A 15,584-nucleotide genomic window follows, 5' to 3' on the forward strand; every position below is an offset into this window, starting at 1 on the left:
ACCAACTGAGCTACGCCCACCATATCGCGTTACTTGTGCCAAAGCTGCCTAATGGCGCACCCGGCAGGACTCGAACCTGCGACCATCCGCTTAGAAGGCGGATGCTCTATCCAGCTGAGCTACGGGCGCCTTGTTAATCTGTACCCTTGGAGGACTACAAACTAAGTGCTTTCCAGCCTCGCAAAACCTTGATTCTGCTCGACCTTCTTAACCAGTGCTAGGCTGTGCCCGACAAGTGCGACGAATAGTATAGAGCGACCCAGAAGGCGTCAAATCCTTTTTATAAAAAATTCATTTAATTAAAGGAGTTAGGGGAATTTGCAGACCAAGCGCCTTTGCCCTCACCGCCTGACATGCGAGAATGCGTTCTCTTTTTTTCCCCTCTCGATGGTTAATCACGCGCAATGACTGCACAACTAATCGACGGCAAATCGATCGCCGCCAGCCTGCGCCAGCAGATCGCCAAACGCGTTACCGAGCGCCGCCAGCAAGGCCTGCGCACACCCGGTCTCGCGGTGATCCTGGTCGGCAGCGATCCCGCCTCTCAGGTTTATGTCTCGCACAAGCGTAAAGACTGTGAAGAGGTCGGCTTCATTTCCCAAGCCTACGACCTGCCTTCCGAAACCACCCAGCAAGCGCTGACCGACCTGATCGATCGCCTGAACGAAGACCCGGCAATTGATGGCGTCCTGCTGCAGTTGCCTCTGCCGGAACACCTTGACGCCTCCAGACTGCTGGAGCGCATTCGCCCGGACAAGGACGTCGACGGTTTCCATCCTTACAACGTCGGCCGCCTTGCCCAGCGCATCCCGTTGCTGCGCCCCTGCACACCCAAGGGCATCATGGCGCTGCTCGAGAGCACGGGGGCAGACCTGTACGGAATGGACGCCGTGGTCGTCGGCGCTTCCAACATCGTGGGTCGCCCGATGGCCATGGAGTTGCTGCTCGCCGGTTGCACCGTGACCGTCACCCATCGCTTCACCAAGGACCTGGCAGGCCACGTCGGTCGCGCCGACCTGGTGGTGGTGGCTGCCGGCAAGCCTGGCCTGGTCAAGGGCGAGTGGATCAAGGAAGGCGCGATCGTGATCGACGTCGGCATCAATCGCCAGGATGACGGCAAACTGGTCGGCGACGTCGTCTACGATACCGCCCTGCCCCGTGCCGGCTGGATCACCCCGGTCCCGGGTGGCGTAGGCCCCATGACCCGTGCCTGCCTGCTGGAAAATACGCTGTACGCAGCGGAAACACTTCACAGCTAAGGCACGAAACCCTGTAGGAGCGAGCACGCTTGCGATGGTCGCCAACGATAACGCTGGCTGCCTGACACCACTCGGTGTATCGAAATTTATCGCGAGCATGCTCGCTCCTACAGAAATGCATCAGCTCGATGGAACAACCATCGACAGTTCTTCAGCCATACTCATAGAATGCGTCGTTTTTTGGTGTAACAGCCCGTTACAAAACGACTAATCCAACATTCCATGAGTCTGCCCGCGTGAAAATTCGTCTTTCCATCCTGAGCCTGTTTCTTGCCTTTACAGGGACGTTCCTCACGCCAACGGTCAATGCAGCCGAGACCACCGCAGCCCCCCGAGACGCCAAGCAACTGAAGATCGCGTCCGGCAGCGCCCTGTTGATGGACCTGCAAACCAACAAAGTCATTTACGCCAGCAACCCGGATGTGGTTGTCCCGATCGCCTCGGTCAGCAAGCTGATGACCGCATTGGTGGTGGTCGAGGCCAGGCAGAACATGGACGAGTACATTTCCATCAACATCAGCGACACCCCGGAAATGAAGGGCGTGTTTTCCCGGGTCAAGCTCAACAGCGAGATGCCGCGCCGGGAAATGCTGCTGATTGCCTTGATGTCCTCGGAGAACCGCGCCGCCGCCAGCCTGGCCCACCACTATCCGGGTGGCTACGCCGCCTTCATCGCCGCCATGAACGCCAAGGCCAAGGCGCTGGGCATGACCAGCACTCACTACGTCGAACCCACTGGCCTGTCGCCGCGCAACGTTTCCACGGCCCGCGACCTGAGCAAGTTGCTGATTGCGGCCCGCAAGTACCCGATCCTCACCGAGCTGAGCACCACGAAGGAGAAAACGGTGTCGTTCCGCAAACCCAACTACAGCCTGGGTTTTCGCAACACCGACCATCTGGTGGGCAAACCGAACTGGGATATCTCGCTGACCAAGACCGGTTTCACCAATGAAGCCGGCCACTGCCTGGTGCTGGTGACCCGCATGGGCAACCGGCCAGTGGCCCTGGTGATTCTCGATGCGTTCGGCAAGTACACGCACTTTGCTGACGCCAGCCGTATTCGCAACTGGGTCGAGACCGGCAAGAGCGCCGACGTGCCATCGGTGGCCTTGCAGTACAAGTCGGAAAAGAACCTGAAGCAGCGTCAGGGGGGTGTGGCTGAAGCCTCGAAGTAACGGACCTTATCCTGTAGGAGCTGGCTTGCCAGCGATGGCGGCCTTGAATCCGACCTGGTTTCAACGGATGCACAGGACCCTTGTGGGAGCTGGCTTGCCAGCGAAGGCGGCCTTGCAGCCAGCCTGGTTTCTGCGGGTGTACTCGATCCTTGTGGGAGCTGGCTTGCCAGCGAAGGCCGTCTCTCAGGTGTACATATCCGTTGCTGCGGTAATGGCCGCTAATGGTTCCGCTCTTACAGCGGGTCACTTTCGAAAAGCCTGCGCGGCCCGGCGGAAAGTAACCAAAGCGCTCTGATCCCCTGACGTACGGCCCTTCGCTGACGCTCAGGGTTCCCTCGCTCCGGTCCTGCTCCGTGGGCCCGCCGCCATCGGCCATCCATGGCCGGCGGCGGCTAAACCGGCATCCATGCCGGTTTGCCCACTGCGCAGAACCTCCACTCGGCCTGCCGACGGGGCAGATCAAGATCAAAAGCCAGATCACGAGCCAGATCAAAAGCCAGATCACAAGCCACATCAAAAGCCGGCTCAAAAGCCGACGCAGTGCCCGTGTGCGAGCCTGCTCGCTTCTACATAATCAATCATTCGGCAGCGGCATCTGGTCATCATCGGGGATGCCGTCTCCGGCACTCGGGTCCCGCTGCCCCGGAGGATGCTCTCCCGGCGCCACCGCCGGTCGGGCCAGGGGGTCGCGTAGTGGGCTGTCGGGGTCCATCACTGGATCGATGTCGTCTTCCGGTGTAGTGGGCACACTGTCGGGATGCTTGTCGTCAAAACTCGAATCGGTAGACATACACACCTCACTCGAACGTCAAGGTTTCAGATCGCCCAACGGATCGTAGGGCTTGGCGGGCGACTTGCCGCCCTTCTCGGGGTCGACGTCCAGGGGCGCCTTGGCAGGGCCGACGGGGTCGACTTGCGGGTCATCGAGGTCCGGCGAGTCGGGGTCGAAGCCCAACTCGTCATCCGAGGCGTGTTCGGATGAATGCGGGCCGGAAGGATGTTTGGAATCGGTCATGGAGGCCTCCTGAGTCTGGCCCGGAAGATCCGGGCACTTATCCCTCAGAGGGCGATCGCACCGGGCCGTGCGATGCAGATGACGAATGGCTAGCTATCTTGCGTCGAGAGCCTTCCTGGCACGGGCGGCGGCTTGTTCCTGGCCAGCCTGGCCCAGGTCATCTGCGGCCTTCAACCAGCGTTGCCGATCGACATTGGCCGGGACCTGGTTCGGTTTCTGGATCAGCAGGGCCCAGCCGCCGGCGCTCTTGAAGGCCGACTCGAACGAGCCAAAGCTCACCGACTCCCGGCGGTTCATCCCGGCTCGCAGCAACACGGTCTGCTTCTGCCGGTCGTAACCGGAAAGAATGACGTAACGCGGTTCCGCCCAGAACGCCGAGCCTTCGGTAAACCGCAGCATCACCGGGTAGCCGGCGGCCACTTGGGCCAGCAGTGCCGGCAGGTTGGCGTCGAGGGGATAGACGACCATGCCGTATTCACGCGCCAGGTTCGGAATGCTTTGCGGCAATTTCGCTTCAGCGCCCGGCACACGCAACGGTTTCTCGAGCAGACCGGGTGTGATCACCACACCCTGCTGGGACAACAGGCTCGCCAGGACCTGGGGACCGCTTTGATAGCTCGTCCCGCGGTAGAACGTGCCACTGAGCTCCACCCGCTCCGGCAGCCGCTTGACCTCCGGCGCCACACTCCCCGCACAGCCCGCCAGAGCCGCCACGCAACCGGCAATCCATGCTGCCCTTCGAATTCGCGACATCGCCCGCACCCTCGTCCCTCTTCAATTGTGTCCAAATGTTCGATCATAGGACGCCAATCGACGGCGGTATAGCTTTAACAGGCAGTTACACGATTTCCATAGAGCGAAGTGGTTGGTCACGGGCGACCTTTGGTCAATAGCTTGAAACACGGCAGCGACTAGACTGTCATTGGTAAAGAGTGTGTGCCCGTTGCAGGGCGAAGAGGAGGCACTGATGAGCCTGACAATGACCATCGTGATGTTGATTTCCGGCTGGCTGGCCGTTGCCGCCGCCATGTTGTGGGGGGTCCTGCGAATCGCACGCCGGCACCATCACCCTGCCCCGACGACCCGGGTGGAGAAGATCGAAAAAACCACGGCACGCCACGCCACCGCGCACTGAGGGGCAACCGTTGCCCAATACTGATAAATGAAAAGGCCGCCTGGGCTCTTTCGAGCGCAGGCGGCCGTTTTGTGCATGGGCTGTCAGGCTTCAGCAGCCACCCGCTTCTGCTTGGCCCGCCGCGACATCATGTTCAGGACCTCGATAGCGGCCGAGAACGCCATGGCTGCGTAGACGTAGCCTTTCGGTACGTGGGCGCCGAAACCTTCGGCGATCAGCGTCATGCCGATCATGATCAGGAAGCCCAGCGCCAGCATCACCACCGTCGGGTTGTCGTTGATGAACTTCGCCAGCGGGTCGGCCGCCAGCAACATCACCAGTACCGAAACCACTACCGCGATGATCATGATCGGCAAATGCTCGGTCATGCCGACGGCGGTAATGATGCTGTCGATGGAAAACACCAGGTCCAGCATGAGGATCTGTCCGATCGCGGCGGCGAAACCCAGGGTCACCGTCGACGTCGCCGATTTCGGGTCCTGCGGCGCCGGGTCCATGCTGTGATGGATCTCGGTGGTGGCTTTCCACAGCAGGAACAGGCCGCCGGCGATCAGGATCATGTCCTTCCAGGAGAAGGCGTGGCCGAGGACTTCAATGAGCGGCGCAGTCAACTGCACGATGAACGCGATGGTGCTCAACAGCGCCAGTCGCATGATCAGCGCCATGCCGATACCCACGCGCCGCGCTCTCTGCCGATACTGCTCCGGCAGTTTGTTGGTCAGGATCGAGATGAAAATCAGGTTGTCGATGCCGAGTACGATTTCCATCACCACCAGCGTGGCCAGGGCGACCCAGGCGGTGGGGCTTGCAGCAAGTTCCAGAAGGTATTCCATGGGTCAGTCCTGACTCGTTATGACGGTTTAGATTTCCTGGGACGAAGATTCGGATTGTTCCTGATCTTCATCTGACGATTCTTTTTTGCTGATCAACCCGCCGGTGGCGTCGCTGAGCGCCTGTTCGGCCGCCTTGTGCGTATCGTCGATCGCCTGCTTGGCGCTTTCGGCCGCCTTGCCCATCAATTGCTGGGCGCTTTTTTCGGCCTGGTCGCAACCGGCCAGTATCAGTAAAGACGCGATCAGCACCGCCGTGGTCTTAAGCTTCATGACGCTTTCCTCGATAGTACGGAACAGCCACCTGCGCGGCCGTTGATAGCGAGGCATTCTAGGGAGACAAACACTTCAGGAAAATTCGTATTTTTACCGGCTATACTTCGATTTTCACGAACTGTGAGGCACCATGATCAACTATCGCCAACTGCACTACTTCTGGGTGGTGGCCAAGACCGGCAGCATCGTGCGCGCCTGTGAGCAACTGAACCTGACGCCACAGACCATCAGCGGGCAGATCTCTCTGCTCGAACAGACCTACGGCATCGAGTTGTTTCGCCGGGTGGGGCGGCAGTTGGAACTCACCGAAGCCGGACGCCAGACCCTGCCGTACGCCGAACAGATGTTTCAGCTCGGTGGCGAGCTGGAGTTGATGTTGCGCGCACAACCCAATGAGCAGCAGATCCTGTTTCGAGTCGGCGTGGCCGACGTCGTGCCCAAGTCCATCGTCTATCGCCTGATCGCGCCGACCATGGAATTGCACGAGCCGCTGCGCATCACTTGCCGCGAAGACAAACTCGAACGCCTGCTCGCCGACCTGGCGATTCAGCGCCTCGACCTGGTGATTTCCGACAGCCCGATGCCTTCGCACCTGGACATCAAGGGCTACAGCCAGAAGCTTGGCGAATGCGGGATCAGCTTTTTCGCGACCGCCGAACTGGCGGCGCAATACGGTCAGGACTTCCCGCACAGCCTGCACGGTGCACCGTTGTTGATTCCGGGGCCGGAAACGGTGGTGCGCAGCCGTCTGCAGCGCTGGTTCGCCGAGCAGCAGATCCAGCCGCGAATCGTCGGCGAATTCGATGACAGCGCCTTGATGCAGGCATTCGGGCAATCGGGGAGCGGGATCTTCATCGGCCCGAGCGTGATTGCCGATGAAGTGAAACGTCAGTATGGGGTCGAGTTGCTGGGGCAGACCGACGCGGTCAGCGAGTCGTTCTACGCCATTTCGGTGGAGCGCAAAGTCAAGCACCCAGGTATCGTTGCGATCACCGAAGGTGCCCGACGCGAGCTGTTTACCGCCCTGTAGGACTCAGGCGCAGATTTCCCGGGGTTTGAAGGTCATCAATGCCATGGCCAGCAGAATCGACATCAGGATCAGGCCGGCTGCCGCAAAACCCAGCCCCTGCAGACCGACGCTGTCGATCACCCGACCACCGATCATCGCGCCCAGGCCAATCCCGAGGTTGGCTCCCGCGATGTTCAGCGACGCGGCAAAGGCCGGCGCCTCGGGCGCGGCCTTCATCAACCGCACATGGCTGACCAGGAACAACGCCGCCTGGGTCACGCCCCAGATGCCCATCGCGGCCGCCAGCCCCAGCGGCGAATGGATGTTCGGCACCAGTGACACCATGCCGGCAATCATGAAGGCGCAAAATGTCATCGAGGCAATCAGCGGGTGGCGATCCACCGCGCGCCCACCCAGCGAGTTGCCGATCAGGCCCACCGCGCCGAACCCCATCAGACACCAACCGACCACCGTGCCGTTGAACCCGGCCAAACGCTCCAGAATGTCCGCGAGGTAGGTGTAGGCGGTGAACATGCCGCTGAACACCACGATCGACAGCACCACATGACCCAACATCAACGGGCTGCGCAGGATCTTGAACTGCGACCGCAAACTCACCTGATGCTGGTGCAGGCTGGTTTTCGGCAGGTAGATAAACAGCAGCAGGGCCTTGGCGAACGCGATCACCGCCAGGATGGCGAAGGCGCTGCGCCAGCCGAAGGCATCGGAAATCAGCGTACCGACCGGGATACCGAATACCGTCGCACAGACGATGCCAAAGCCGATCTTGGCGATGGCGCGGCCGGCGTACTCCGGGCCCACGATGTCCACCGCCGTCTCGCTGGCCAGGGCCCAGAACACCGGCAAGCCCAGCGCGGGGACGAGACGGGCGAACGCCATCACCCAGATGTTGGGCGCGAACGCCGCCAGGGTGTTGGCCAGACCAAACATGATCAGCACCGAGATGAACAGCTTGCGCCGTTCGAAGCGGGCGAAGTACGCGGTCAGGAACGGACCGAACGCCGCCACGGTGAAGGCGAACAGCGTTACCAGCAGGCCAGCCTGGGGAATCGTGACTTCAAGGTCCCGGGCGATGGCCGGCAGCAGGCCGACGATGACGAATTCCGTGGTCAGCACCGTGAAACCGGCGGCAGACAACAGAAGGATGGGCAACAGCATGCAGAACTCCAGAAAAACGACGACACCAGCGCTAGCCCGAAGGCCCGCTGGCAGTGATGAAGATGAGGATGGCCGATGTTAACAGAGTGCTGGCCATCACGGTTGCACGAACCTGCAAATCCATCGGCCAATGGGGTGACAGTTGGTCACAGAGCGGAAGACAGAACACAACCGGCGCTGTGATAAAGTCCGCACCCTGCGATTTCCCACCTCTGCCCATCCGCCAGTGATGGGCCCCGACGTCGCAGCACCCTCGCACCCGACAAATCAGAGATGTCGTTTTATGACTGCTGCATCCCCTTCGCTGTTGCAACGCCTGAAAGGCTTGAGCCTGGTTTCGCAAATCATCATCGGCCTGATCGCGGGCATTGCCCTGGCGCTGATCGCGCCCGAGGTGGCGAAGCCCACGGCGTTCATCGGCAAAGTATTCGTTTCGGCGCTCAAGGCCGTCGCGCCGCTCCTGGTGTTCGTGCTGGTCATGGCGTCGATCGCCAATCACAGGCACGGCCAGGAAACCCACATCCGGCCCATTCTGTTCCTGTACCTGCTCGGCACCTTTGCCGCGGCGGTGGTCGCGGTCGTGGCCAGCATGATGTTCCCGTCGAATCTGGTGCTGAGCACCCACGACGTGGCCGTGACGGCACCGGGGGGCATCGCTGAAGTGCTGCAAAGCCTGCTGTTGAGCGTGGTGGACAACCCGGTCAGTGCCCTGATGAACGGCAACTTCATCGGCATCCTGGCCTGGGCCATCGGCATGGGCATCGCCATTCGCCATGCCGGCGACACCACGCGCGAAGTGCTTGGCGACCTGTCCAACGGCGTCACCCTGATCGTGCGCCTGGTGATTCGTTTCGCTCCGCTGGGGATCTTCGGCCTGGTGGCGTCGACCCTCGCGACCTCCGGCTTCGGCGCGCTGGTCGGCTATGTGCACCTGCTGGCGGTGCTGCTCGGCTGCATGCTGTTCGTGGCGCTGGTCATGAACCCGTTGATCGTGTTCTGGAAGTTGCGTCGCAACCCCTACCCGCTGGTGCTCACCTGCCTGCGCGAAAGCGGGATCACGGCGTTCTTCACCCGCAGTTCGGCGGCGAACATTCCGGTCAACCTGGAACTGAGCAAGCGCCTGGGTCTGCACGAGGACACCTACTCGGTATCGATACCGCTGGGCGCGACCATCAACATGGCGGGCGCGGCGATCACCATCACCGTGCTGACCCTGGCCGCCGTGAATACGCTGGGCATCGCCGTGGACATTCCTACCGCCATTCTGCTGAGCGTAGTCGCGGCCATCTGCGCGTGCGGCGCGTCAGGCGTGGCGGGCGGTTCATTGCTGCTGATTCCACTGGCCTGCAGCCTGTTCGGCATCCCCAGCGAAATTGCCATGCAGGTGGTGGCGGTCGGTTTCATCATCGGTGTGTTGCAGGACTCGGCGGAGACGGCGCTGAACTCGTCCACCGACGTGCTGTTCACGGCGGCGGCCTGCCTGGGTGAAGAACAGAAGGCGTAGGCTTTTTGCAGCCATGAAAAAGCCCCCGCAACCCAAGGCTGCGGGGGCTTTTTTGTATCCGGCGGTTTAGAACGCGCCCATGTAATCACGCTTGCCCACTTCCACGCCGTTGTGGCGCAGCAGTGCATAGGCGGTGGTGACGTGGAAGAAGAACTGCGGCAAGCCATAGCTCAGCAGGTAGGCCTGGCCGGAGAAGCGCTTCTCTTTCGGCGTGCCTGGGCGCGTGACGATCTCGATGCCTTCCTTGCCATTGACCTGCTCGGGCTTGATCTCGCCGATGTAGGCCAGAACCTTGGTCAGCAGCGCCTGCAGCTCGGCGAAGGTGGTTTCGTTGTCGTCGTACTTGGGCACTTCGACTTCGGCCAGGCGCGAGGAAACGCCTTTGGCGAAATCAACGGCGATCTGTACCTGGCGCACCAGCGGGAACATGTCCGGGTACAGGCGCGCCTGCAGGAAGGCATTCGCGTCGATGTTTTTCGCGGCCGCATGGGCTTCGGCCTTTTTCAGGACATCGCTCAGGGCGGTGAGCATTTGCTTGAAAACCGGAACGGAAGCGTCGTACAGGGAAATGGTCATGGCAGTCTCGTGTGATGACAGGAGTGAAACGTGGGAGCGATTATAGCGGCAACGAATTCAGTTGCCATTGGCGCGCACCCATCTAAAGTGCATGCCAGCAGGAGAAGAATATGAACCGGGGTAAGGACGCAGCATCATGAGTGAACAAGAAACCACCGTCGACGAGCCACGGCTCAACAGCACGGAAATCCGCATTCTGGGTTCGTTGATCGAGAAGCAGGCCACCAGTCCGGAGACCTATCCGCTGACTCTCAATGCGCTGGTGATCGCCTGCAACCAGAAAACCAGCCGCGAACCGGTCATGAACCTGACCCAGGGCCAGGTCGGCCAGAGCCTGCGCGCCCTCGAAGGACGCGGCTTCACCAAACTGGTGATGGGCAGTCGCGCCGACCGCTGGGAGCACCGGGTCGACAAGGCCCTGGAACTGGTGCCGGCACAGGTGATTCTCGCCGGGCTGATGTTTCTGCGAGGTCCGCAGACCGTCAATGAACTGCTGACCCGCAGCGGACGCATGCATGACTTCGAAGATGCCGAGCAGGTGGTGCACCAACTGGAGCGCTTGATCGCTCGCGGCCTGGCGGTGCTGATTCCACGCCAGTCAGGGCAGCGTGAAGACCGTTACACCCACGCCCTGGGCGACCCGGCGGACATCGAAGCGATCCTCGCTGCCCGCCAGAACCCGACCGAGCGCGGCGCAGGTGGCGGTGTTTCGCTTGAGCGGATCGAAGAGCTCGAGGCGCGCATCGCCGCGCTGGAAGAGCGTCTGGCGCGTCTGGAGTAAAGCCAACCACTGTGGGAGCGAGCCTGCTCCCACCTCAGCCGCGAGCGAACGCCACGGCCTTCTCGAACTGTTCAACCGTCGGCCGTACCCCGGTGTACAGCACGAACTGCTCCAGCGCCTGGATCGCAATCACTTCAAGGCCGGTGATCACTCGCTTGCCTTCGGCACGAGCCCGCACGATCAATGGGGTTTCCACGGGAATCGCCACCACGTCGAAGACCGTCTGCGCCGCCGCAATCGCCTGGGCCTCGAACGCCAGTTGATCAGCCTCCGCCCCGCCCGTCATGCCGATCGGCGTCACGTTGATCAACATCTGCGGGCGCCGCTCGCCCAGTTCGGCTTGCCACTCATACCCCAGGGATTGCGCCAGGGCGCGCCCGGCGTTTTCGTTTCGAGCGACGATCACTCCCTGCTCGTACCCGCCATCGCGCAGGGCACTGGCCACAGCCTTGGCCATGCCGCCGCTGCCACGCAGGGCAAAGGTCGATTCCCTGGGCACCTGATGGGAGTCCAGCAGTTGGGCAATGGCGATGTAGTCGGTGTTGTAGGCCTTGAGGTGGCCGTTGGTGTTGACGATGGTATTGATCGATTGAATGGCGGCGGCGGAGGCGTCCAGTTCATCCACCAGGGCGATGCAGGCTTCCTTGAACGGCATCGATACGCCGCAGCCACGAATGCCCAGCGCCCGAATGCCGCCAACAGCGCCGGTCAGGTCCTGGCTGCTGAAGGCCTTGTAGTAGAAATTCAGGCCCAACTGCTCGTACAGATGATTGTGAAAGCGCAGGCCGAAATTGCCCGGACGCCCCGACAGGGACATGCACAGTTGGGTGTCTTTGTTGGGGTTCATCTGCATGGAACATCTCCTTCGTGAGAACGCGCCTGCCCGGGGCAGCACGACGGTAAGCAAGCCGGTACAGACCTTACACATAATTTACCCAACGGCTGTGCAGAATTTTCAGAAACCGTTGTCTTATAAGTATCCCCGAGACTATCCCTGGGTCTATCGCAGACACGTCATCGGGTTGAAGAAACGAGGAATGATTATGATCGGTAAAATCCCCGCAGTTGCCTTGCTGATCGGCGCTCTGGCTGTCACGGGGCAGGCCGAAGCGCATGGCGGTGGCGGTTGGCAGGGCCCGGCGGTGTTTGGCGCGATCGTCGGCTCGGCCATCGTCGGTTCAGCCATCATCAACAGCAATCGGCCGGTCTATGTCGCACCGCAGCCCGTCTACGCGCAGCCTGCACCGGTGTATTACGCGCCACCGCCACCACCGGTCTATTACCAGCCGGCGCCGGTGTACGTGCAACAGCCGATCTACTACCGCCCGGCGCCGGTCTACTACGGACCACCGCGCGGCTATTACGGCCCGCCACGGGGTTACTATGGCCCTCCCCACGGATACGGCCGCTGGTAACGCTCAATAAACTGGCCCTGCCCCACGGCGGGGCCTTTTCATTCAGGAGCGAGCCCGTGTGACGAGCCCCGACCATTCGTCGCCGGAGTCTGGATTACTCTGTTCGAGGTCGCTATCGGGACAGCGCGGGCTGTGCAAGCGGGCATGATTGACTCGCCCCCTTCCCTCCATGGGCGGTCATATTTTTGTCATGTCAGGCCTGCAAGCTCGGGCCTGTCCGTCAATAACAGTTGATTACAACAAGGACGCGCTCATGCCCACGCAGAACCCGCATCGCGATATCAGCCTGTGCACTTCCGGCAAGGTGTACAGCGCCCTGACCGAACTCAAACAGCTGGAAGGCCACCGTAGTGCCAAGTTTCTTTCGCTGATGGCGGAAAACCTGGTGCGCAAAGGGCTGCTCAACGAACAGGAAGTGGTTCACTTGCTGGACCTGGTGGTCGATTGACCGACAGACGGTCGGTAAACACCGGTCCTGTCAATGACGACTATTGAAAGCGTTGATTTCTCGTGCCCGTACCAGCGACTTAAAGTAACTCCATAGATTGATGGAGGTACTTATGAAACAAGTTCAGATCATGTCCGTTATCGGCAGCGCCGTCCCCGCCTCGCTCAGAGAGCTGGGCCTGCTCGCCTGCTGGTACCTGATGCGCGACGGCGAACCGATCAGCGGCCCGCTCACGTCGCTCAGTGCCGCCAAGGCCATGTCACAACGCCTGGACACCGAGCGCTTCAGCGCCTAAGGGAGCACAACCCGCGGTTTGGTTTCGGTGAAGATCGCCCAGCTCGAGATGAACAGCGCCGCGATCAAAGGCCCGATGACAAAGCCGTTGAGGCCGAAAATCGACAGGCCGCCCAGGGTGGAGATCAGAATCAGGTAATCCGGCATCTTGGTGTCCTTGCCCACCAGAATCGGTCGCAGGACGTTATCCACCAGGCCGATCACGAATACGCCGAACAGCCCCAGCACCACGCCCTGCCAGACCGCCCCGGTGAACAGGAAAAACACCGCCACCGGCGCCCAGACGATCCCCGCGCCGACCGCCGGCAGCAGCGACAGAAACGCCATCAGCACCGCCCAGAGCAACGCGCTGGGGATGTCGAGAAACCAGAAAATGGCACCGCCCAAGGCGCCTTGCGTCATGGCCACCACCAGGTTGCCCTTGACCGTGGCCCGCACCACCCGGTTGAACTTGAGCTGCAAGCGGCGCTTCTGGTGTTCTTCCAGCGGTACGGCCGTGCGCATTTTGCGCGCCAGTTCTGCACCGTCGCGCAAAAAGAAGAACAGCAGATAGAGCATGATGAAAAAGCTCACCAGGAAATCGAAGGTGCCCTGGCCGAAGCTGAACGCCTGGCTGGTGATGAATTCGTTGCCACTCACCGCGCTCTTGACGATTTTTTCCCGCAGGCCCTCCAGTTCGCCAATACCGGCACGATCGAGCAGATGCTGGAAATAAGCCGGCAGGCTGTGCTTGAACTGCGTGACGTAACCGGCGATGTCCAGTTCGCCACTTTCGATACGCTTGTACACCGCAGCCCCTTCCTGAACCATCAGGATGCTGAGGATGATCACCGGGAGAATGGCGATGACCAGCGCGATGCTCAGGGTCAGTGCCGAAATGAAGTTGCGCTGCCACCCCAGCTTCAATTGCAGTCGCCGCTGCATGGGCGCAAAGAGAATCCCGAGGATCACCGCCCAGAACACTGCGCCGTAGAAAGGCAGCAGAATCCAGATGAAGGCGATGGTGACCAGCCCAAGGAGCACCATCAGCGATTTGTCGTGTACCGTCTGTTCGTTCATGTCCGATCCATGTCAGTCCAAAGCGACGCCGATCGCGCCCTGATGCTTAGTCCGCCACGGTTCGCACGAGTGCCATCCGTTTGTTCATCAAGCATAGATCCAGATCAATGAAACTCGCGAGCAGGACGATTACCCTCGCCGACTTTTGCGATCGACACGCTCATGCCCCTCGCCACACCCGAACTGCTCGCCCCCGCCGGCACCCTGAAAAACATGCGCTACGCCTTCGCCTACGGCGCCGATGCGGTGTACGCCGGCCAGCCGCGCTACAGCCTGCGGGTGCGCAACAACGAATTCGATCACGCCAACCTCGCGCTCGGTATTCGAGAAGCTCAGGCCCAGGGCAAGCGCTTCTACGTGGTGGTCAACATCGCCCCGCACAATGCCAAGCTGAAGACCTTCCTCAAGGACCTGGAACCGGTCATCGCCATGGCGCCGGACGCGCTGATCATGTCCGACCCCGGCCTGATCATGCTGGTGCGCCGCCATTTTCCGCAGATGCCGATTCACCTCTCGGTGCAGGCCAATACGGTCAATTGGGCAAGCGTCGAGTTCTGGCAGTTGCAGGGGGTGAGCCGGATCATCCTGTCCCGGGAGCTGTCGCTGGAGGAAATCGCTGAAATCCGCCAGCAGGTGCCGGCCATGGAGCTGGAAGTGTTCGTCCATGGCGCGCTGTGCATGGCCTACTCCGGACGCTGCCTGCTGTCGGGCTACATGAACCGGCGCGACGCCAACCAGGGCAGCTGCACCAACGCCTGTCGCTGGAAGTATTCGGCCCAGGAGGCCACGGAAAACACACTTGGCGAGATCGTCCAGACCTTCCAGCCCGAGCCTGAGCCCGAGCCGACGCTGGGTATCGGAGCGCCGACCGATCAGGTGTTCCTGCTGCAGGAAGCCAACCGCCCCGACGAACTGATGCCCGCCTTCGAGGACGAACACGGCACTTACATCATGAACGCCAAGGATCTGCGGGCCGTGCAGCACGTCGAGCGCCTGACGCGGATGGGTGTGCACTCGCTGAAAATCGAAGGGCGGACCAAATCACACTTCTATTGCGCACGCACTACTCAGGTTTATCGCCAGGCCATCGACGACGCGGTGGCCGGCCGCGCCTTCGATCGCGGCCTGATGATCAATCTGGAATCCCTCGCCCAGCGCGGCTACACCGAAGGTTTCCTGCGCCGGCATGTGCACGACGAATACCAGAACTATCAGAACGGCAGTTCGGTGTCGGAACGCCAGCAGTTCGTGGGTGAACTGACCGGCGAGCGGCGCGACCGGCTGGCGGAGGTCAAGGTCAAGAACCGCTTCGCCCTGGGCGACCACATGGAACTGATGACCCCCCAAGGCAACTTCCACTTCGACTTGCACCAGTTGCACAACAGCGACGGCCAATCCATCGACGTCGCCCCGGGGGACGGGCACACCGTGTACCTGCCGATACCAGATGCCGTGGACCTGCGATTCGGCCTGTTGATGCGCGATCTGCTCAAGGCCTGATCCATTGCGGAACGGATTGCCGGCAAACACCGCTTCTGTTGATCCAGGTCAAAACATATGCAATTGGGTGCCTGGGGACAGTCCATCGGCACCCGATTCGATGATATTTGCAGTAATAGCACTTGGCCA

General features: G+C 61.1%; 19 protein-coding genes and 2 tRNA genes (1 of these 21 cut by a window edge). 10 read left to right on the forward strand and 11 right to left on the reverse strand.

Features of this window, described 5'->3' with window-relative positions; genetic code table 11:
- Both QIW53_RS10745 and QIW53_RS10750 read right to left on the reverse strand, forming a co-directional pair.
- Positions 1 to 20: transfer RNA gene (locus tag QIW53_RS10745), tRNA-His, on the reverse strand (it extends 156 nt beyond the left edge of the window).
- 32 nt (positions 21 to 52) lie between these two features.
- Positions 53 to 129, reverse strand: a tRNA-Arg gene (locus QIW53_RS10750).
- 275 nt (positions 130 to 404) lie between these two features.
- On the opposite strand from QIW53_RS10750, the gene folD reads away from it, so the two are divergent.
- Positions 405 to 1,259 carry a bifunctional methylenetetrahydrofolate dehydrogenase/methenyltetrahydrofolate cyclohydrolase FolD gene (gene folD / locus QIW53_RS10755; protein WP_371049620.1) on the forward strand — a complete coding sequence of 285 codons (855 nt, stop codon included), beginning with the start codon at positions 405 to 407 and terminating at the stop codon, positions 1,257 to 1,259.
- Between the two features lie 236 nt (positions 1,260 to 1,495).
- Positions 1,496 to 2,434, forward strand: coding sequence for a D-alanyl-D-alanine endopeptidase (gene pbpG / locus QIW53_RS10760; RefSeq protein WP_371049621.1), 939 nt, complete (start codon positions 1,496 to 1,498; stop codon positions 2,432 to 2,434).
- 574 nt (positions 2,435 to 3,008) lie between these two features.
- On the opposite strand, the gene QIW53_RS10765 is transcribed toward pbpG, so the two are convergent.
- The 3 genes from QIW53_RS10765 to QIW53_RS10775 form a co-directional block, all read right to left on the reverse strand.
- The gene (locus tag QIW53_RS10765) at positions 3,009 to 3,224 is read right to left on the reverse strand and encodes a hypothetical protein (RefSeq protein WP_371049622.1); all 216 of its coding nucleotides are present in this window, start codon (positions 3,222 to 3,224) and stop codon (positions 3,009 to 3,011) included.
- A gap of 18 nt (positions 3,225 to 3,242) precedes the next feature.
- Complete coding sequence (locus QIW53_RS10770) at positions 3,243 to 3,449, reverse strand: DUF6021 family protein (RefSeq protein ID WP_371049623.1); 207 nt, start codon at positions 3,447 to 3,449, stop codon at positions 3,243 to 3,245.
- 93 nt (positions 3,450 to 3,542) lie between these two features.
- Complete coding sequence (locus QIW53_RS10775; RefSeq protein ID WP_371049624.1) at positions 3,543 to 4,202, reverse strand: peptidase C39 family protein; 660 nt, start codon at positions 4,200 to 4,202, stop codon at positions 3,543 to 3,545.
- A gap of 214 nt (positions 4,203 to 4,416) precedes the next feature.
- On the opposite strand from QIW53_RS10775, the gene QIW53_RS10780 reads away from it, so the two are divergent.
- Entirely contained in the window at positions 4,417 to 4,584 is a 168-nt protein-coding gene (locus QIW53_RS10780) for a hypothetical protein (RefSeq protein WP_371049625.1), read from the forward strand.
- A gap of 83 nt (positions 4,585 to 4,667) precedes the next feature.
- Here the strand turns inward: QIW53_RS10780 and QIW53_RS10785 are convergent, their stop codons facing one another.
- Together QIW53_RS10785 and QIW53_RS10790 are read right to left on the reverse strand one after the other, a co-directional pair.
- Positions 4,668 to 5,417, reverse strand: a complete 750-nt coding sequence (locus QIW53_RS10785) for a TerC family protein (protein WP_371049626.1) — start codon at positions 5,415 to 5,417, stop codon at positions 4,668 to 4,670.
- 27 nt (positions 5,418 to 5,444) lie between these two features.
- Positions 5,445 to 5,687: a hypothetical protein gene (locus QIW53_RS10790; protein ID WP_371049627.1), complete on the reverse strand. Its 243-nt coding sequence runs from the start codon at positions 5,685 to 5,687 to the stop codon at positions 5,445 to 5,447.
- Between the two features lie 133 nt (positions 5,688 to 5,820).
- Between QIW53_RS10790 and nhaR the strand changes: the two genes are divergently transcribed.
- Positions 5,821 to 6,720 (forward strand): transcriptional activator NhaR, encoded by a 900-nt coding sequence (nhaR, locus tag QIW53_RS10795; RefSeq protein WP_371049628.1) that lies wholly within the window; start codon positions 5,821 to 5,823, stop codon positions 6,718 to 6,720.
- 3 nt (positions 6,721 to 6,723) lie between these two features.
- Here nhaR and QIW53_RS10800 read toward each other — a convergent pair whose 3' ends face one another.
- A complete protein-coding gene (locus tag QIW53_RS10800; RefSeq protein ID WP_371049629.1) occupies positions 6,724 to 7,878 on the reverse strand; it encodes an MFS transporter in 1,155 nt (384 codons plus the stop codon).
- A 283-nt stretch (positions 7,879 to 8,161) separates the two neighbouring features.
- Here QIW53_RS10800 and sstT point away from each other — a divergent pair, with 283 nt between their 5' ends.
- Entirely contained in the window at positions 8,162 to 9,382 is a 1,221-nt protein-coding gene (gene sstT / locus QIW53_RS10805) for a serine/threonine transporter SstT (RefSeq protein ID WP_371049630.1), read from the forward strand.
- 66 nt (positions 9,383 to 9,448) lie between these two features.
- Here sstT and QIW53_RS10810 read toward each other — a convergent pair whose 3' ends face one another.
- A complete protein-coding gene (locus QIW53_RS10810; RefSeq protein WP_371049631.1) occupies positions 9,449 to 9,958 on the reverse strand; it encodes a DUF1993 domain-containing protein in 510 nt (169 codons plus the stop codon).
- A 133-nt stretch (positions 9,959 to 10,091) separates the two neighbouring features.
- On the opposite strand from QIW53_RS10810, the gene QIW53_RS10815 reads away from it, so the two are divergent.
- Positions 10,092 to 10,739 (forward strand): YceH family protein, encoded by a 648-nt coding sequence (locus tag QIW53_RS10815; RefSeq protein WP_371049675.1) that lies wholly within the window; start codon positions 10,092 to 10,094, stop codon positions 10,737 to 10,739.
- A 34-nt stretch (positions 10,740 to 10,773) separates the two neighbouring features.
- Here the strand turns inward: QIW53_RS10815 and QIW53_RS10820 are convergent, their stop codons facing one another.
- A complete protein-coding gene (locus QIW53_RS10820; protein WP_371049632.1) occupies positions 10,774 to 11,592 on the reverse strand; it encodes a shikimate 5-dehydrogenase in 819 nt (272 codons plus the stop codon).
- A 190-nt stretch (positions 11,593 to 11,782) separates the two neighbouring features.
- Here QIW53_RS10820 and QIW53_RS10825 point away from each other — a divergent pair, with 190 nt between their 5' ends.
- The 3 genes from QIW53_RS10825 to QIW53_RS10835 all read left to right on the forward strand — a co-directional run bounded on the left by QIW53_RS10825 (position 11,783) and on the right by QIW53_RS10835 (position 12,897).
- The gene (locus QIW53_RS10825; protein ID WP_371049633.1) at positions 11,783 to 12,154 is read left to right on the forward strand and encodes a hypothetical protein; all 372 of its coding nucleotides are present in this window, start codon (positions 11,783 to 11,785) and stop codon (positions 12,152 to 12,154) included.
- 253 nt (positions 12,155 to 12,407) lie between these two features.
- On the forward strand, positions 12,408 to 12,602 hold the full coding sequence (locus tag QIW53_RS10830; RefSeq protein WP_368558963.1) for a hypothetical protein: 195 nt from the start codon (positions 12,408 to 12,410) through the stop codon (positions 12,600 to 12,602).
- Positions 12,603 to 12,714: 112 nt separating this feature from the next.
- Entirely contained in the window at positions 12,715 to 12,897 is a 183-nt protein-coding gene (locus QIW53_RS10835; protein WP_371049634.1) for a hypothetical protein, read from the forward strand.
- Here the strand turns inward: QIW53_RS10835 and QIW53_RS10840 are convergent.
- Positions 12,894 to 13,955 (reverse strand): AI-2E family transporter, encoded by a 1,062-nt coding sequence (locus QIW53_RS10840; RefSeq protein ID WP_371049635.1) that lies wholly within the window; start codon positions 13,953 to 13,955, stop codon positions 12,894 to 12,896. The two genes, QIW53_RS10835 and QIW53_RS10840, sit on opposite strands and share 4 nt — an antisense overlap.
- A 162-nt stretch (positions 13,956 to 14,117) precedes the next feature.
- On the opposite strand from QIW53_RS10840, the gene trhP reads away from it, so the two are divergent.
- Positions 14,118 to 15,455, forward strand: coding sequence for a prephenate-dependent tRNA uridine(34) hydroxylase TrhP (gene trhP / locus QIW53_RS10845; protein WP_371049636.1), 1,338 nt, complete (start codon positions 14,118 to 14,120; stop codon positions 15,453 to 15,455).
- Positions 15,456 to 15,584 lie beyond the last annotated feature (129 nt).

Origin of the sequence: Pseudomonas fluorescens, assembly GCF_041354075.1 — a bacterium.
In the GTDB taxonomy this organism is placed as follows: domain Bacteria; phylum Pseudomonadota; class Gammaproteobacteria; order Pseudomonadales; family Pseudomonadaceae; genus Aquipseudomonas; species Aquipseudomonas fluorescens_CE.

Bases quoted from the DNA above. Each gene is read 5' to 3' on its own strand.
- folD (WP_371049620.1), top strand. From the start codon at position 405: ATGACTGCACAACTAATCGACGGCAAATCGATCGCCGCCAGCCTGCGC.
- QIW53_RS10765 (WP_371049622.1), bottom strand. From the start codon at position 3,224: ATGTCTACCGATTCGAGTTTTGACGACAAGCATCCCGACAGTGTGCCC.
- QIW53_RS10770 (WP_371049623.1), bottom strand. From the start codon at position 3,449: ATGACCGATTCCAAACATCCTTCCGGCCCGCATTCATCCGAACACGCC.
- QIW53_RS10775 (WP_371049624.1), bottom strand. From the start codon at position 4,202: ATGTCGCGAATTCGAAGGGCAGCATGGATTGCCGGTTGCGTGGCGGCT.
- QIW53_RS10780 (WP_371049625.1), top strand. From the start codon at position 4,417: ATGAGCCTGACAATGACCATCGTGATGTTGATTTCCGGCTGGCTGGCC.
- QIW53_RS10785 (WP_371049626.1), bottom strand. From the start codon at position 5,417: ATGGAATACCTTCTGGAACTTGCTGCAAGCCCCACCGCCTGGGTCGCC.
- QIW53_RS10790 (WP_371049627.1), bottom strand. From the start codon at position 5,687: ATGAAGCTTAAGACCACGGCGGTGCTGATCGCGTCTTTACTGATACTG.
- nhaR (WP_371049628.1), top strand. From the start codon at position 5,821: ATGATCAACTATCGCCAACTGCACTACTTCTGGGTGGTGGCCAAGACC.
- QIW53_RS10800 (WP_371049629.1), bottom strand. From the start codon at position 7,878: ATGCTGTTGCCCATCCTTCTGTTGTCTGCCGCCGGTTTCACGGTGCTG.
- sstT (WP_371049630.1), top strand. From the start codon at position 8,162: ATGACTGCTGCATCCCCTTCGCTGTTGCAACGCCTGAAAGGCTTGAGC.
- QIW53_RS10810 (WP_371049631.1), bottom strand. From the start codon at position 9,958: ATGACCATTTCCCTGTACGACGCTTCCGTTCCGGTTTTCAAGCAAATG.
- QIW53_RS10820 (WP_371049632.1), bottom strand. From the start codon at position 11,592: ATGCAGATGAACCCCAACAAAGACACCCAACTGTGCATGTCCCTGTCG.
- QIW53_RS10825 (WP_371049633.1), top strand. From the start codon at position 11,783: ATGATCGGTAAAATCCCCGCAGTTGCCTTGCTGATCGGCGCTCTGGCT.
- QIW53_RS10830 (WP_368558963.1), top strand. From the start codon at position 12,408: ATGCCCACGCAGAACCCGCATCGCGATATCAGCCTGTGCACTTCCGGC.
- QIW53_RS10835 (WP_371049634.1), top strand. From the start codon at position 12,715: ATGAAACAAGTTCAGATCATGTCCGTTATCGGCAGCGCCGTCCCCGCC.
- QIW53_RS10840 (WP_371049635.1), bottom strand. From the start codon at position 13,955: ATGAACGAACAGACGGTACACGACAAATCGCTGATGGTGCTCCTTGGG.
- trhP (WP_371049636.1), top strand. From the start codon at position 14,118: ATGCCCCTCGCCACACCCGAACTGCTCGCCCCCGCCGGCACCCTGAAA.